General features: G+C 53.6%; 10 protein-coding genes and 1 CRISPR repeat array. Of the genes, 7 read left to right on the forward strand and 3 right to left on the reverse strand.

Annotated elements, in window-relative coordinates; genetic code table 11:
* Positions 1 to 328 precede the first annotated feature (328 nt).
* The 3 genes from AC01ZF_RS13305 (at position 329) to AC01ZF_RS13315 (ending at position 2,287) form a co-directional block, all read left to right on the forward strand.
* Positions 329 to 1,303, forward strand: coding sequence for a deoxyhypusine synthase family protein (locus AC01ZF_RS13305; protein ID WP_424676332.1), 975 nt, complete (start codon positions 329 to 331; stop codon positions 1,301 to 1,303).
* A gap of 186 nt (positions 1,304 to 1,489) precedes the next feature.
* On the forward strand, positions 1,490 to 1,753 hold the full coding sequence (locus AC01ZF_RS13310) for a hypothetical protein (protein ID WP_424676331.1): 264 nt from the start codon (positions 1,490 to 1,492) through the stop codon (positions 1,751 to 1,753).
* Between the two features lie 15 nt (positions 1,754 to 1,768).
* Positions 1,769 to 2,287, forward strand: a complete 519-nt coding sequence (locus AC01ZF_RS13315; RefSeq protein WP_476575420.1) for an alpha/beta hydrolase — start codon at positions 1,769 to 1,771, stop codon at positions 2,285 to 2,287.
* Here AC01ZF_RS13315 and AC01ZF_RS13320 read toward each other — a convergent pair.
* The gene (locus AC01ZF_RS13320; protein ID WP_476575419.1) at positions 2,225 to 5,065 is read right to left on the reverse strand and encodes an FAD-binding oxidoreductase; all 2,841 of its coding nucleotides are present in this window, start codon (positions 5,063 to 5,065) and stop codon (positions 2,225 to 2,227) included. The genes AC01ZF_RS13315 and AC01ZF_RS13320 overlap by 63 nt on opposite strands.
* Before the next feature lie 308 nt (positions 5,066 to 5,373).
* On the opposite strand from AC01ZF_RS13320, the gene AC01ZF_RS13325 reads away from it, so the two are divergent.
* From AC01ZF_RS13325 to gcl, 3 genes are read left to right on the forward strand one after another with little or no spacing between them, the layout of a single operon-like run.
* Positions 5,374 to 6,195 (forward strand): hydroxypyruvate isomerase family protein, encoded by an 822-nt coding sequence (locus tag AC01ZF_RS13325; protein ID WP_424676329.1) that lies wholly within the window; start codon positions 5,374 to 5,376, stop codon positions 6,193 to 6,195.
* A 37-nt stretch (positions 6,196 to 6,232) separates the two neighbouring features.
* Positions 6,233 to 7,108, forward strand: coding sequence for an NAD(P)-dependent oxidoreductase (locus AC01ZF_RS13330; RefSeq protein ID WP_424676328.1), 876 nt, complete (start codon positions 6,233 to 6,235; stop codon positions 7,106 to 7,108).
* A 53-nt stretch (positions 7,109 to 7,161) separates the two neighbouring features.
* Positions 7,162 to 8,961: a glyoxylate carboligase gene (gene gcl, locus AC01ZF_RS13335; protein WP_424676327.1), complete on the forward strand. Its 1,800-nt coding sequence runs from the start codon at positions 7,162 to 7,164 to the stop codon at positions 8,959 to 8,961.
* 169 nt (positions 8,962 to 9,130) lie between these two features.
* Here the strand turns inward: gcl and AC01ZF_RS13340 are convergent, their stop codons facing one another.
* The gene (locus AC01ZF_RS13340; protein WP_424676326.1) at positions 9,131 to 9,538 is read right to left on the reverse strand and encodes a YbaN family protein; all 408 of its coding nucleotides are present in this window, start codon (positions 9,536 to 9,538) and stop codon (positions 9,131 to 9,133) included.
* 425 nt (positions 9,539 to 9,963) lie between these two features.
* On the opposite strand from AC01ZF_RS13340, the gene AC01ZF_RS13345 reads away from it, so the two are divergent.
* Positions 9,964 to 11,493, forward strand: coding sequence for a potassium/proton antiporter (locus tag AC01ZF_RS13345; RefSeq protein WP_424676325.1), 1,530 nt, complete (start codon positions 9,964 to 9,966; stop codon positions 11,491 to 11,493).
* Positions 11,494 to 11,549: 56 nt separating this feature from the next.
* Here AC01ZF_RS13345 and phoU read toward each other — a convergent pair whose 3' ends face one another.
* Complete coding sequence (gene phoU / locus AC01ZF_RS13350) at positions 11,550 to 12,200, reverse strand: phosphate signaling complex protein PhoU (RefSeq protein WP_424676324.1); 651 nt, start codon at positions 12,198 to 12,200, stop codon at positions 11,550 to 11,552.
* A 374-nt stretch (positions 12,201 to 12,574) separates the two neighbouring features.
* Positions 12,575 to 16,385: direct repeats of the CRISPR family, unit length 37 nt; unit sequence GTTTCAATCCCCTCACGGGGATTTTGGTGTTTTGAAC.

Genomic DNA, 16,385 nt, shown 5'->3' on the forward strand with positions numbered 1-16,385 from the left:
CACCCATAGGGGCACGGCATCGCTGTGCCCTTCACCCCAACACCGTAACGCAAAGGCGCAGAGAGCGCAACGGACGCAACGGCTGCGCACGCACAGGTATCACCCATAGGGGCACGGCATCGCTGTGCCCTTCACCCCAACACCGTAACGCAAAGGCGCAGAGAGCGCAACGGACGCAGAGAGTCGAAATCTTTCACGAGGTGGGAAGGCTTATCAAGGGCATGCTATAATTGCTACGTCTTGCTATAGCTCTGGCTGGACTGTTTTGTTCTGTCCTGATGGAATGCAGTATCTTGCCGTGTTCTACGTATGATAAGGATAATCTCTTATGAATGGAGCAGTGACTCAATTTATTCGACACCATTTTCGCCATTTCAACGCGGCTGCGTTGGTCGATGCGGCTGATGCCTACAACGCCCATCTGGCTAACGGCGGCAAAATGATGATCACCCTCGCCGGTGCAATGAGTACCGCCGAACTTGGCCTCTCGTTGGCCGAGATGATCCGACAAGACAAGGTTCACGCCATTTCGTGTACCGGCGCCAACCTCGAAGAGGATATTTTCAACCTCATTGCACACGACTTCTACGAGCGGGTGCCCCACTATCGCGACCTCAGCCCACACGATGAGCAAGCTCTGCTCGAACGTCACATGAATCGAGTGACCGATACCTGCATTCCTGAAGAAGAGGCGATGCGCCGACTTGAGAAGGCACTCCTTGCTGAGTGGACGGCAGCCGACAGCGCCGGTGAGCGTTATTTCCCGCACGAGTTTATTTACCGTATCCTGCGTTCGGGTCAGTTGGCACAGTATTATCAGATCGATCCGCGCGATTCGTGGGTCTATGCTGCGATGGAGCGCAATTTACCGATATACGTACCGGGGTGGGAGGATTCAACCACCGGTAATATGTACGCGGCCCACTGCATCACCGGTGAGATCAAGAACGTACATACTGTGCGCACCGGCATCGAGTATATGATCAATCTGGCTGATTGGTATATGCGCACCTCAGCCGAAGCTTCGATCGGTTTCTTCCAGATCGGCGGCGGTATCGCCGGTGATTTTCCGATCTGCGTTGTGCCAATGCTGCATCAAGACCTCGGTCGTGAAGGGGTACCGGTGTGGGGCTATTTCTGCCAAATCAGCGATTCGACGACGAGCTATGGTTCGTATTCTGGCGCCGTCCCCAACGAGAAGATTACGTGGGGCAAGTTGGCCGTCGATACACCGAAGTTTATTATTGAATCGGATGCGACGATTGTGGTACCGTTGATCTTTGCAATGGTGCTAGGGTGGTGAGACAGTGTAAAGGAACGCTGCTCAACCGTTGGGCGAGCGGCACACTGCGGTGTGACCCTGCGCACCCATACAACTGCCACGCTGTATGTAATGCTCCATCGGCAATCTAAGCCCTAGCCGGTAGTGAGGAAGGTTTATATCTGTCTCCTCCTTACCGACCAAAGAGGTTTACCGGTGTTGAAACCTATGTTTCAACTGCTTGGCGTTGTTGCCATCGGATACGCTCTCATATGCGCTGCACTATACGCAATCCAGGAACGCCTGATCTTCTTTTCCGAACGTGATCCGCCCGGTACTCAATACCATTTTGGCTGGCCGGCAGATGAGGTGTTTATTCCGGTTGAAGGTGCAACACACTACATACGCTTTGGTTTCGCACTACCGATCCCCAAGGCGTTATCCTCTATTTCCACGGCAACGGCCGTAGTTTGCGGAGTTGGGGTGCAGTAGCCGCCCGATTTCGTTATTCGCGGCTATGATGTCGTTATAGTAGATTATCGCGGGTATGGTCAGAGCACCGGCTCGATTAGCAGCGACGCACAATTGCTCGCCGACGTTGAAGCCGTCTACGCTTGGGTGCAAGCGCGATACGCCGAACATCAGATCGTGCTCTACGGTAGCTCACTCGGGACCAGCTTTGCCTCGTGGCTCGCGGCCCATCATCGCCCTCGACTACTCATCCTCGAAAGCCCATTGTACAGCGTTGAAGAGATCGCGCGCCGACAGTTTCCGTGGGTACCGGACTTTCTGCTCAAGTACCCACTTCGCTCGCATGCATGGATCGGGCAGGTACGGTGTCCGGTAGTTATATTTCACGGTACACATGATCCGGTCATCCCGTACAGTGATGGCGAGCGACTAGCCACCACCGTAACCGCACCGCTGTCCTTTTACCGACTCGAAGGCGGTTTGCACGTCGACTCAGCCCGCTTTCCTGTCTATCATATGGTTCTCGATCAGGTGCTCGGTAACCGACGATACTGACGCTGAGGCGCCGATAACCGGCTCGCAGCTATACGGCCACCACCGGCGATTGAGCCGATTCAACGGATCGAAGGCCCGTTTTAGACGAGCGGTAAGCTCAGGAATAAGTGGATCGGCTGCGTAGCCCCACCGCTGAGTAGCACACGCATCCGGCAATACACCGGCCGGTATCCGAACATGCGGCCACCATTTGAGTAAGGCTGTGAGAATCGCCGTTACTGCCGTCGCTTCACCGGTAATCTCGCCGGTGATCAACCCATGATACGGCTGCCCGCTTACCGTCAATTCAGCGCCGTAATCGGCAACCGTTTGCATGAGCGCTTGCAACGCAACCCAAAACTCGGTCGGCCTAACGGCAAGCTGGATCGGCCACGTATCGCTCCGCTGCGGCAACGCTGTGCTATGAGTACAGAGATTCCAAATCCGTGCTTGCTCGGTGCCTCGTTCGATCAGGATGGTGTGGACACCAACTGCATATGCAATACTTACCATCTCATCGAGCTGGCGTCGGCAGGCCGCCGGATGACCTTCAAAGCGCAGGGCAATTCCGGCTTTACCCTGGATACGCAACGTGTGCAATAATCGTGAATCGAGATAGACCGCAGATACCGGCTGTAGCTGCGTCGCAGTTAGCGCGTCGAGAAAGTGTACTGCGCTGTTCTGATCGGCAAACCCGGTCACAATACTCACTGTCGCCGGTGGGTAGGGGAAGGTCCGTAGCGACACCTCGCTGATAATGCCCAGCGTGCCATAGCTCCCGATAAACAGCTTTACCACATCGTACCCACTCACATTCTTGACCACTTGGCCGCCGAGCTGAACAACCGTACCATCGACCTGTACCACTGTTAGTCCCAATACTAGATCCCGCAACGCGCCATACCCTAATCGGCGGGAGCCATTGGTGTCAGTTGCAAGCAAACCGCCGAGTGTAGCATGCGCCTCATCAGCGATCTCAAGCGGGAATTGTTGCTGATGAGCGGCAAGAATACGCTTCAACTCGGCCAGTGTCATCCCCGCCTCAACCCTAATCGTCAAATCGTCTGGCTCGTAGGTGACAACTCGCTGCAACCGGCGGGTAACAACAACCACATCAGGATCGGTGGCAAGCTGCCCGATAGCTTGTTGTGTGCCACCACCCCACGGCACCACATGGACGCCGGCCTGATAACAGAGCGACATTACTCCGGCAAGCTCGGTTGTTGTCGCCGGCAACACTACCAATGCCGGCAACCGACCTTGCACAGCATAAGCAGTCGTGTCTGTGCCAGTTAACACATACGCTGCACCTACCACCTCGGCCAAGGCAGCAGGCAAGTGCTCACGCGCCAACGATTGCGATGTGACAAGACCAGCAGTACGCTCCGCTGCTAAAACGAGTGGATCAAAACCTACCGGAAAGACTTTACCCGGGTTAAGCCGATGTTCTAAGTTAAAGACCGCGTAGACGGTCGCGTGTACCGCTAAATCGGCCGGCCGGTACAGGCGAGCCAAAAAATCACGCTTCTCAACACCGATCCCATGTTCACCACTCACCGCGCCACCTTCAGCAATACTTAGCGCCAACACATCGGCAGTAATGGCCTGCGCCTTTGCCACCTGAACGGGATCGGACGGGTCGTACAAGATCAGAGGATGGAGATTACCATCGCCGGCGTGGAATACATTCGCGATTGGCAAGCCATACTTGGTACTGAGACGTTGCGTATGGGCCATCATCGTCGGTAAACGGGTACGTGGTACAACGGTATCAACTAGATAAAACGAGGGTGCTAAGATATGGAATGAAGCAAACGCACTACGCCGTGCTGCCCACAACCGTTCTTGTTCAGCAATGGTGGTCGCCGTCCTGATCTGGAATGCACGATACCGACGACACATCGCCTCAATTTCAGCCATTGTCTCATCAAGACCTTCGGTTACACCATCAATCTCGATAATCAGCGCCGCACCGGCTTCGACAGGCAGATCGGCTTGCTGTGCCCGATTAACCGCCAGCATCGTTGTCGCATCCATCACTTCGAGCGCTGTAGGCACATAGCCGGCAGCCAGAATCGCACTGACAGCAGCACACGCAGTTACAACATCGGGAAAAAGCGCCAATGCCACCCGATTCGCCTCGGGCTTACGGGTCAAGCGCACCCGTGCCCGCCCGATCACCGCCAACGTTCCTTCCGAACCGACCAGCAACCCAATGAGATCGTACCCATGCCACGTAAACGTCTCGGTACCATCACCTATCCACCCCTGCCGACCATCGGCCAACGTCACCTCTAAGGCCAATACGTGGTTCGTTGTCACTCCATACTTTAGGCAACGCGGCCCGCCGCTATTATTAGCGATGTTGCCACCAATCGTACACATCTGCCATGAAGCGGGATCGGGTGCATAGAACCAACCTTGGTCAGCAACGGCGGTGCTCAATTCGTAGGTGATAACACCGGCTTGCGCCAGCACCTGTCGGTTGGGTATATCAATCTGCTCAATCATGCGCAGACAGGAAAGGTCGATCACAACACCACCATAGATCGGGCGAGCACCACCGGCGAGACCGGTACCGGCGCCACGTGCCACCACCGGCAACCCGGCGGCCTGTGCTAAGCGGACGATAGCCGGCAGGTATGCCGGGTCAGTTGGCCTGACCACTACATCCGGCAAGGGGTAATCACCGGGTAACCAATCGTGACAGTATGGAGCAAGGTGCACAGGATCGGTGATCACGTGTTCGGTACCGAGGAGATCACGCAACGCAGTGAGGAATTCGTGCATTAGCATCATTCGATTTTCCGTTTTATGAAACGTTATTCCTTATAATGGAATACTATACCAAAAACTATAGCTTGTCAAGGCAGAAAGCCATCTACGAGAAGCGAACGGTACGACCGGTGAATCACCTCGCATACTGTATCCGGTCCAGTGGGGACGGACAGCTATGCGTCTTAACAATACTGCCCGACACACGCCACCGCTGTGCATCACCCCGCCGTTTGCGAAAGTGCATGAAAGGGCTTGACAACCGATGCACATCTCGGTATGCTATATACCATTAGACGGAAATTAATTTCACAAAACGGAAAGAAACAACGATGATCCGCTTTGCCCTGAATGTTTCGCTCACCATGCGCGACACACCGTGGCTCGACCGCTTCGATACAGCGGCCCGTCTCGGGTTTAATGCAGTCGAATTCTGGTGGCCGGATGGAGTCGATCTCACCGCCATCCACCATCGCCTGCGTGATACCGGCTTACAACCGGTATTGGTCAATTTACCCGCCGGCAATCTCGCCCAAGGTGAACGCGGCCTGCTCAATCACCCGACACGTCAAGCAGAATGGCGCGCCCTCGTGCCACGCGCCTTGGAATTCGCCTGCCAGATCGGCTGCCCACGCATGAATGCGCTGGTCGGGAAACTGGTTCCAACTGAGCCTCGCGAGGTACAACTTGCACGGGTGCGTGAGAATCTGGCCTGGCTATGTGCGCAAGCGGCAGCCGTCGGGATCGAGATCGTGGTCGAGTCGCTCAACGTCTGGGAGAACGACGGTTACTTGTTAACCACGACTGCCGAGACACTCGCGTTCCTGGCGAGCGTTGGTGCGCCCAACCTCCGTTACCAGTACGATTGTTATCACATGCAATTGATGGAGGGGAATATCACCCGTACCATTCGCGAGCACATCGACCAGATCGGCCACATTCAAGTTGCCGACGCACCCGATCGTCATCAACCCGGCACCGGAGAGCTACATTTTCCCTTTATCTTCCGTACTATCGCAGCTAGTGGCTACAACGGTTTCATCGGCCTAGAGTTCATTCCCGCCGGTACGCTGGCCGATAGTCTGGCTTGGCTCCCCGCCGACAGGCATCGCCCTATCGATCCGGCGGAGCTTCGGTGGAACGACGCGCGGTGAAATACCATCTCCCCAAACGCAGTGAAAGGAACTGACAATGACGCAACGGATCGGCTTTATTGGTCTGGGAGTGATGGGCAAACCGATGGCGCGCAACCTGCACCGAGCCGGGTTCACCGTCACGGTGTGGAATCGCTCGCCCCAGCCAATGAATGAACTGACCACCGAAGGCTTGCTTCCGGCCAGTTCTCCTGCTGAACTAGCCCGAACAAGTGATGTGGTGATCACGATGCTACCCGACGGACCCGACGTTACCGGAGTCGCTCAGGGAGCGGATGGCGTATTCGCCCACATGGGCCGAGGGAGCCTATTCATCGATATGAGCACGATTGCCCCTGAAACGGCCCGTCAACTAGCAGCGACAGCCGCCGCCTATGGCATTGCCATGCTCGACGCACCGGTCAGCGGGGGTGACAAGGGAGCCATCGCAGCAACCCTCTCAATTATGGTAGGTGGTCAGCCAGAGGATTTCGAGCGGGCGCTGCCCATCTTCCAGGCGCTGGGCAAAACCATCACCTACTGCGGCCCCAGTGGAGCCGGGCAGACGGTCAAAGCTTGTAACCAAATCGCCGTTGCCATTACGATTGCCGCTGCCGCCGAAGCGTTAGCACTCGGTAAAGCTGCCGGTATCGATCCCGAAATCATCCTGCGCGTGCTCGGTGGTGGACTGGCTCAGAGTCGGGTACTCGACATACGCGGGCCGACAATGGCGCGCAACGAGTTTAGCCCTGGCTTTCGGATACAGCTCCATCAAAAGGATATGGAGATTATCCATACGACCGCCGCTGCACTTGGTCTCTCACTCCCATTCAGCGATCTCGTGCGTACTCACTTCCAACGCCTGATCGAGAGCGGCAACGGCGATCTGGACCATTCGGCGCTGGCCCTCACCGTCGGTTATCCCAAGGTGTAATTTTTTGTACCTTGTCAGTGAAAAATGTTTTCACTATGTGAAAGGACAAACCCATGCCACGCATGAACGTGATGGATGCGGTGATCAACGTGTTAGAGAGCGAAGGCGTGCGTTACATTTTCGGTGTGCCGGGAGCAGCCATCTTACCGTTCTACGATGCTCTGCGCAAAAGCAAGCAGATTCGGCACCTCATCGTGCGCCACGAAGAAGGTGGCACACATGCTGCCGACGGCTATGCACGCGCATCCGGCGAGGTCGGAATCTGCGTCGGTACCAGCGGGCCAGCCGGTACCAATATGATTACCGGTCTCTACACCGCAATGGCCGACTCGATTCCGATCATCTGTATTACCGGTCAAGCACGCACCGATGCTTTGCACAAAGAAGCGTTTCAGGCTGTCGATATTGTCGAGATCGCCAAACCGGTGACCAAATGGGCCGTGCAGGTAAAAGAGGCAGCACAGATGCCGTGGGTCTTTCGACGCGCCTTTCAAATTGCCCGTGAAGGTCGTCCCGGACCGGTTCTGATCGACCTCCCGATCGATGTCCAAAAACAAGCAATCGATTACGATGCAAGCCTGGATGCACCCTTGCCGATCTATCGCCCGGCACCGTTACCATCAGCCTTGCGGCGGGCGATTGAGCTGCTCCTGACCGCTAAGCGACCGATCCTGATGCCCGGCGGCGGGGTGATCATTGCCAATGCCGCGTCGGAATTGGTTGCCTTAGCGGAATATTTGCAAATCCCCGTTTCACCGACGCTCATGGGTAAAGGGGCAATTCCCGAAGACCACCCCCTCTACGCTGGCATTGTCGGTATTCAGACCCAACAGCGCTTTGCGAACGCGATTTTTCTCGAAAGTGATTGTATCCTCGCAATCGGAGCACGTTTCGCCGACCGCCATACCGGGCAACTCGATGTCTATCGCGGTAATCGCACCTTTATCCACATCGACATTGAGCCAACGCAAATCGGGAAGGTCTTCCCTCCCGATCTCGGTATTGTTGGCGATGCTAAACTAGCCCTCCAAGGGTTATTGGCCGAGGCACGCACCTACACCCCACCACGGACAGCCGATGCATGGTGCGAGCGGGTGCAGTATCTAAAACAGACTCTGACCCGTCGCGACGATTTCGACGACGTTCCGATTAAAGCACCGCGCGTGTTCCGCGAACTAAACGAGTATTTTGATCGTGATACCATCTTCGTCACTGCAATCGGGCTGTATCAGATCTGGTCGGGTCAATTCCAAAAGACCTACAAACCGCGCCACTATATGGTGTGCGGTCAGGCAGGGCCACTCGGTTGGGAAGTGAGTGCCTGCACCGGTGTCAAACTGGCCCGGCCCGACCAACAAGTGGTCGGCATTGTGGGAGACTACTCGTTCCAATTTTTGATGGAAGAGGTGGCGGTAGCAGTGCAATACCGTATCCCGTTCGTGTTGGTGATGATTAACAACACGTACATGGGGTTAATCCGTATGGCCGAACTGTCGTACCAGATGAACTATGAAGTGCGGCTAGGGTATGAAACTGACGATGGTGCTACCTATGGGATCGATCATTGCAAAGTCATGGAGGCGATGGGAGGATTGGCGGTGCGTGTTACGACGCCCGACCAGATTCGACCGGCGATCGATTGGGCGGTGCGCGAGAGTAACCTCCGCCGATTACCGGTGCTCGTAGAAGTGATGACGGAAGCCGAAGAAAATGCAGCTATGGGTACGCGCATTGATCAGATTCGTGAATGGTACCCACTGCCGGAGATAGCGAGTAGGAGCGACCCATCGGGTCGCCCTAACGGATCGTCCCACCGGGTCGTCCCAGTAGATCGCCCCACCGGGTCGCCCTAGTAGATCGCCTTGCCAGAGATCCGAGTATGGGCGACCTACCGGGTCGCCCTAGTGGATCGTTCCTACGCTGTCCCACTCCAATCCCCGCGAGTCGGAGTGCCCCGACAGGCATGATGTACACCACCCCTACGCCTGGTGGGTCGCCCCTACCCAATGGCAAGCCAGATGATTAGATTCGGCTTACCCGTGATGATACCGTGCGGAGACGAATTAACACGATTGTCTTCACAAGTGCTAAGCCAATCAGTAGGCTACGCATAAAAACACTCTCAACCAAGAAGAGGGCAGCGCCACCTAACATCAACCAGACCAGCACAAAGGTCACGATCTTGGTAGACAGCGTCAAACCACGTTCGCGCTGCCATGTAGCGATGATCGGTCCGAAGACTCGACTCGAGACAAGCCATCGGTATAAACGCACCGAACTGCGCATGTAACAAGCGGCTGCCAGCAGTACAAACGGTGTCACCGGAAGGCCAGGCAGAATCAAACCCAAACCGGCGACACTCAGTGACAGCGTACCAACCGTTAGCCATATCCAGCGCGTAAAAGGTCGTGAGGAATTATCGGTCGCCATTTCCGCCTCCTTAACCTGATGAAATATCACCGAAACCGCGATTGTACGGTCGCTACCGATCACCATCTCTAGGTGATCACAACCGACCATCACTCGCGCAGATAACCAATCACCTACGACAGAGAGACCGGCGGCACGTCGGCGCCTAACCGTCTACAGGGCGACCAGCACAACACCGACTTCGCCAGGTCTCTCCTTGCTATTCCCACAAACACATTTCATAATGAGATATTATATCAATAATAATATTGCTTTACAACATCTGTCAATTGCATATCGTCCTCTGAGACGCAAATTCCATTTCTAATTACACAAAAAGCGCCGCTTTATCGCAGCGGCGCTTGCAGAGACTACTCATGAAACCGGGCTACGTTGTCGTGGAACCACAATATGGTATGCTACTTATGAAATGAGGAAATCAACGTATGGCTACCGAACCGCTATTACTCATCATTGGCTTACTACTAGCAATCAGTGTCGCGGCTACGCGCGCATCCAACCGATTCGGCATACCGGCGCTGCTCTTCTTCATAACGATTGGTATGCTAGCTGGTTCTAATGGGCCGGGGAGAATCGCCTTTACTGATGCGGGGCTGGCACAACTGATCGGTGTCGTTGCCCTGATCTATATCCTCTTTTCTGGTGGCTTAGATACCGATTGGCCGATTATCAAACCGGTTCTCGCCGAGGGTTTGATCCTCGCGAATATCGGCGTAGTTGTCAGTACGATGATCGCGGCAGTCGGCGCTCATTTCATTCTTGGCTTCGATTGGCTCCTTGCCCTCCTCCTCGGCGCCATCGTCTCTTCTACCGATGCTGCCGCCGTCTTTAATGTCATGCGGACCCGCGGTATTCATCTCAAGCACCGGCTTGAACCGCTGATCGAACTCGAATCGGGAAGTAACGACCCGATAGCCGTCTTTCTCACCGTCGGCCTCACCCAATTGCTAATTAATCCGGGTGCATCCCTTTACGCACTTATTCCGGCCTTCATCTTACAAATGCTGCTCGGCACTGCCGGCGGGTATGCATTTGGACGGCTGATGATCTGGTTAGTGAACCGGATTCGTCTCCAACAAGAAGGGCTGTACATCGTGTTAACGATGGCACTTACGCTACTGACCTACGGGTTCACGGCAATTATCGGCGGTAATGGATTTCTAGCGGTGTATTTGGCCGGGATCATGCTCGGCAACGCCAATATCGTTCACAAGCGGTCGATCTTGCATTTTCACGATGGCGTCGCGTGGCTGAGCCAGATTGTCATGTTCCTTGTGTTAGGCTTACTCGTCGTACCGTCACAACTACCTGCAGTTTCGGGACAAGGTCTGGCAATGGCCTTGTGGCTGGTATTCGTAGCGCGTCCGCTTTCGGTACTCATCGCACTCGGCTGGACACGGCGCTCGTTGTCGCAACTGCTTATGGTTTCGTGGGCAGGCCTTCGTGGGGCGGTACCGATTGTTCTCGCTACCTTTCCCTTGCTGGCCGGTGTGCCCGATGCACCACTCCTCTTTAACCTTGTCTTTTTCATCGTGCTGGTATCGGTACTCGTCCAAGGCATCTCAATCAGTTGGGTAGCACGCAAACTCGGCGTTATGGCCGATCAACCTGAACTCATTGACAGCCATCTCTTCGTTCCCGACGTCAGCGGTGCGAGTCAGGTTCTCGAAGCACACATCCCCCCTGACTCAGCATTAGTAGGCAAATCCATAATCGAAGCCAACTTACCACGCGGAGTGTTAATCGTCCAAATCCAGCGGACCGATGGTTACCTCATTCCCAACGGCAGCACCATCTTTGCGCCCAATGATCGGCTGGTGCTCCTGGTAGCACCAACAGCACTATCGGCGATCAAAGAGCTTTGCGCGAGTTGTAGTCTCAACCCACTTGGGCCGATCAAAATCGGCGCCCAAGGGCAAGTAGAGGTCCAGGAAACCGAAGTAAAGACAAACTAACAGCATACCGTAGGGAAAGGGGGTAGAGCCGTATGCCTTACGATACGCCTCTTCCATTAATCGTTCAACTCAACCTGTTCACCGCTAGTGATAAAGATCATCCTCTCAGCCATATTCAGCGCCCGATCCGAAACACGCTCAAAGTTATGAGCAATAAACAACAGATCAGCGGTCTCCGGTGGTGTCAACTGTGCCACTAACGACTGTTTGAGGCGTTTATACTCGTGATCGATCGCATCCTCCTGCTCAATGATCCCCTTAATCGCCTCGGAACTACCATCACCAAACGCCAACAACGTTCGATCCAGATTAGCGCGTGCTGTCTTACCCAACTTGACTAACTCAGCCGGCGGTGAGAGGGGACCACGATTCGGGTCGGGGCTTCCAACGATCATTTTCGCCGTACTCTTCGCATAATCGGCGATCCGCTCAAGCTCATAACCGATCGCGATGGCAGCAATGATACGGCGCAGATCGCGCGCCACCGGCTGCTGAGTCGCAATCAGATGAATGGCGTGCTGCTCGATAGCAACCCGCGCTTTATTCATCTCCTCATCACCGTCAACGACTGCCTGCGCTAACTCACGATCACCTCGTTCCAGTGCGGTGATTGCCCGATCAAGGGCACTGCTCACCATCTGACCCAACGCTAACACCTGATTGCGCAGGGCCTCCAATTCTTGATCAAAATGCTCACGCGGTCGCATGAGGTACCTCCTTCATAGGTATGCTACACCGGCGAGTCTAGGATACACGGTTGCAAGTCGATCAACTGGCAGTGGGATAGTTACGGTATCAACTTATGCTACACCGGCGAGTCTAGGATACACGGTTGCAAGAGCGGTGTCAACGAACATTATCGGGGACTCATCCCTGGCGACCGGCGAAATGAATGAACCAGGGCGACCAGCCGGTACCCCTACCTGTTCCGTCCGTTTCCATCCCTGCACAGGGATGTTGGTGGTTGGAAGGAAATGCCTGTGGGGGCACCCCGTGTAGGACGGTGATGTCGATATCGAGTGCCGTTCGGAACCCTTACCGTCGGGCCCCCCGTGTGGAGCCCCCTTGTGGATGTCCCGAGGGTTCCATTCCCTCACGGGGATTTTGGTGTTTTGAACTTATACGCACGCGCGGTGTTGTGGGAAAGCGAGTATCCAGAGTTTCAATCCCCTCACGGGGATTTTGGTGTTTTGAACCCCGCCATAGCCTTCCTCCTCCAAATTCCGCTCATCCAGATTTCAATCCCCTCACGGGGATTTTGGTGTTTTGAACTTCGGCGAAACGTCACTGTTTGACAAAAACTACTACGTGTTTCAATCCCCTCACGGGGATTTTGGTGTTTTGAACGCAGTGGCAAACTGAGGGTATTATCATTAATCTGCCGGCTTTGAGGTTTCAATCCCCTCACGGGGATTTTGGTGTTTTGAACAGTTCTTAACGCTCTGAAGATTACCGCGATGCTCGACGAATTTCAATCCCCTCACGGGGATTTTGGTGTTTTGAACCGTTGCGACGGGGCGCCAGCTGGTCGTCGTCGTCTCTTCATTTCAATCCCCTCACGGGGATTTTGGTGTTTTGAACGGTAGCACCATCGCGTGGTGCACCACAACAAGCGCTGACATTTCAATCCCCTCACGGGGATTTTGGTGTTTTGAACTGACCTACAGGTTATGGGTAACAAAATACGGTTTCCTTCATTTCAATCCCCTCACGGGGATTTTGGTGTTTTGAACGGACGGAGTTCGGAACTTCTTCAGGCTCGGACTGGGCAGTTTCAATCCCCTCACGGGGATTTTGGTGTTTTGAACCTGCGGATCGGTTGCAGGTCGGTGGTGGTGGTAATACTGACCCTTTCAATCCCCTCACGGGGATTTTGGTGTTTTGAACGTAGTCATACCCCAACCGTTGCGCCGTCAGTTCACCCGCTTTCAATCCCCTCACGGGGATTTTGGTGTTTTGAACTAAGCGGTTGGGGCAGCACTTGTCATTTGACGTACTTATTGACTTTCAATCCCCTCACGGGGATTTTGGTGTTTTGAACCGTGGTGACACAGCAGGTAGGGAACTGGTCCTCCGATCGGCTTTCAATCCCCTCACGGGGATTTTGGTGTTTTGAACCCGCCGCAGCGTTTGCACCGTACTTCAACCTACCAAGAGTGACTTTCAATCCCCTCACGGGGATTTTGGTGTTTTGAACCAAGAATCGCGAAAGCTGGGGGCACTGGGTAACAATGCCCTTTCAATCCCCTCACGGGGATTTTGGTGTTTTGAACGTCGTCGTCGTCTCATCGCTTATCGTGTACGCAAATACGAACTTTCAATCCCCTCACGGGGATTTTGGTGTTTTGAACTTATTTTTCCCATTTTTATGCGGTGGGGTACGGCAAGTTTCAATCCCCTCACGGGGATTTTGGTGTTTTGAACGTATCAGGTTCTACTACCAATCGGTACGGTAACCATCCGTGTTTCAATCCCCTCACGGGGATTTTGGTGTTTTGAACGCGAGAAGCAGCGATCCGGAAGGCAAAGCAGGACGGTTGGGTTTCAATCCCCTCACGGGGATTTTGGTGTTTTGAACTTTACGTATTGTTCAAGTTTAAACACCCTGCCAAAGTACTTATTTCAATCCCCTCACGAGGATTTTGGTGTTTTGAACTCCCCTTGTCCCCCGGCCCCCCCGTCTCCCGGTCCCAAAACGATTTCAATCCCCTCACGGGGATTTTGGTGTTTTGAACACAGAAGAGGCTACACCAAAAGAAGCGGCGGAATTTCTTCTGTTTCAATCCCCTCACGGGGATTTTGGTGTTTTGAACATGGCTTGTGAAAACGTTCACATTGTTATGTCAACTAAGGTTTCAATCCCCTCACGGGGATTTTGGTGTTTTGAACGCCGAGAGACTCGCGGATCACGATCCACGCTCTTTATTAGTTTCAATCCCCTCACGGGGATTTTGGTGTTTTGAACTTGTTGCTCAAGGGTTTGGGGGATACACAGTCAATCTACGTTTCAATCCCCTCACGGGGATTTTGGTGTTTTGAACACAGAAGGAGCGTTGACCGTTATCAAATACGCAACAAAAGACGTTTCAATCCCCTCACGGGGATTTTGGTGTTTTGAACGCGGGGAAAAAGAACTCTCAGAATTTCCAAATGTTTTGTTTCAATCCCCTCACGGGGATTTTGGTGTTTTGAACTTGGCTTGATGGGGAAAGTTCGGGTATGGGATGATCCGTTTCAATCCCCTCACGGGGATTTTGGTGTTTTGAACAGAAGCGTAAGGAATAAGCAAGTATACAACCAACAAGGAGGTTTCAATCCCCTCACGGGGATTTTGGTGTTTTGAACCGAGGGTGGGTACAATTACGATTACCCCGGGCATGTCGTGTTTCAATCCCCTCACGGGGATTTTGGTGTTTTGAACGTTTTATGTCGAACCGCGTGACGCTGTCTCGGATGTTTTTCTGTTTCAATCCCCTCACGGGGATTTTGGTGTTTTGAACGTTGATTATCGTTGCCGGCGCCGTAATCGCCGGCGCTGCGGCGTTTCAATCCCCTCACGGGGATTTTGGTGTTTTGAACGGGATCAACGTGATCCCCAACACGAAAGTCAGTACTTGGAGTTTCAATCCCCTCACGGGGATTTTGGTGTTTTGAACGTAATACTAACCTTGCGTAATACTAACATGCATAACGTCCGAGTTTCAATCCCCTCACGGGGATTTTGGTGTTTTGAACCTAGGCATGATCGACCGAATGGTCGATCAAAGCTTAGACACGTTTCAATCCCCTCACGGGGATTTTGGTGTTTTGAACTGAAACGATCGAGTATTTGATCTGGCAGATTGTTTACAAAAGTTTCAATCCCCTCACGGGGATTTTGGTGTTTTGAACTCGTTCGACTTGATTATTTCAAGCAAACGAGACGCAATGAAGTTTCAATCCCCTCACGGGGATTTTGGTGTTTTGAACGAATATCATAGATTATGGCATCTCGGCAAACTTGGTAATGCGTTTCAATCCCCTCACGGGGATTTTGGTGTTTTGAACCGAGTAATGCTCGTCAAGCGCAACGCTCCAGCGTCTCTCCGGTTTCAATCCCCTCACGGGGATTTTGGTGTTTTGAACGCGTCACAATCCCCCTGCGCCGGCGCAACACATGTTGCGGTTTCAATCCCCTCACGGGGATTTTGGTGTTTTGAACGTACCCGTTACCCTGTGCGACGGGTACGAGCTTCGTTGCGGTTTCAATCCCCTCACGGGGATTTTGGTGTTTTGAACTTCAATACCGGTTTGGGCCTATCGCATCAAGGTTCCGTTTCAATCCCCTCACGGGGATTTTGGTGTTTTGAACGGAGGAAAAGATGCGACGCTGGATTCCGGCTATTGAAAACGAGTTTCAATCCCCTCACGGGGATTTTGGTGTTTTGAACGTTAGGAGCGTTAGTAAGAAGGGTAGCGTAGAGATGGTGTTTCAATCCCCTCACGGGGATTTTGGTGTTTTGAACCAAGAAGAAAACCGCCGAGTAACCCCCACCATCCCCCCCGCCCATTTCAATCCCCTCACGGGGATTTTGGTGTTTTGAACGCGATGAAGAGACGGGGCGTATCTGGGGGATCATCAATCGGTTTCAATCCCCTCACGGGGATTTTGGTGTTTTGAACTCAATCGCTTTCGCCGGATGGGTAAGTGAGTAGTTGTCGGGTTTCAATCCCCTCACGGGGATTTTGGTGTTTTGAACCAAACGCGAACGCATGTTTGTGGTATATTCCTATGGCTGTGTTTCAATCCCCTCACGGGGATTTTGGTGTTTTGAACTTGGCATTTTGCAATTTACAAAGACGAGAGCGGTTTTTAGTTTCAATCCCCTCACGGGGATTTTGGTGTTTTGAAC

It is taken from the genome of Chloroflexus sp., from assembly GCF_056331925.1.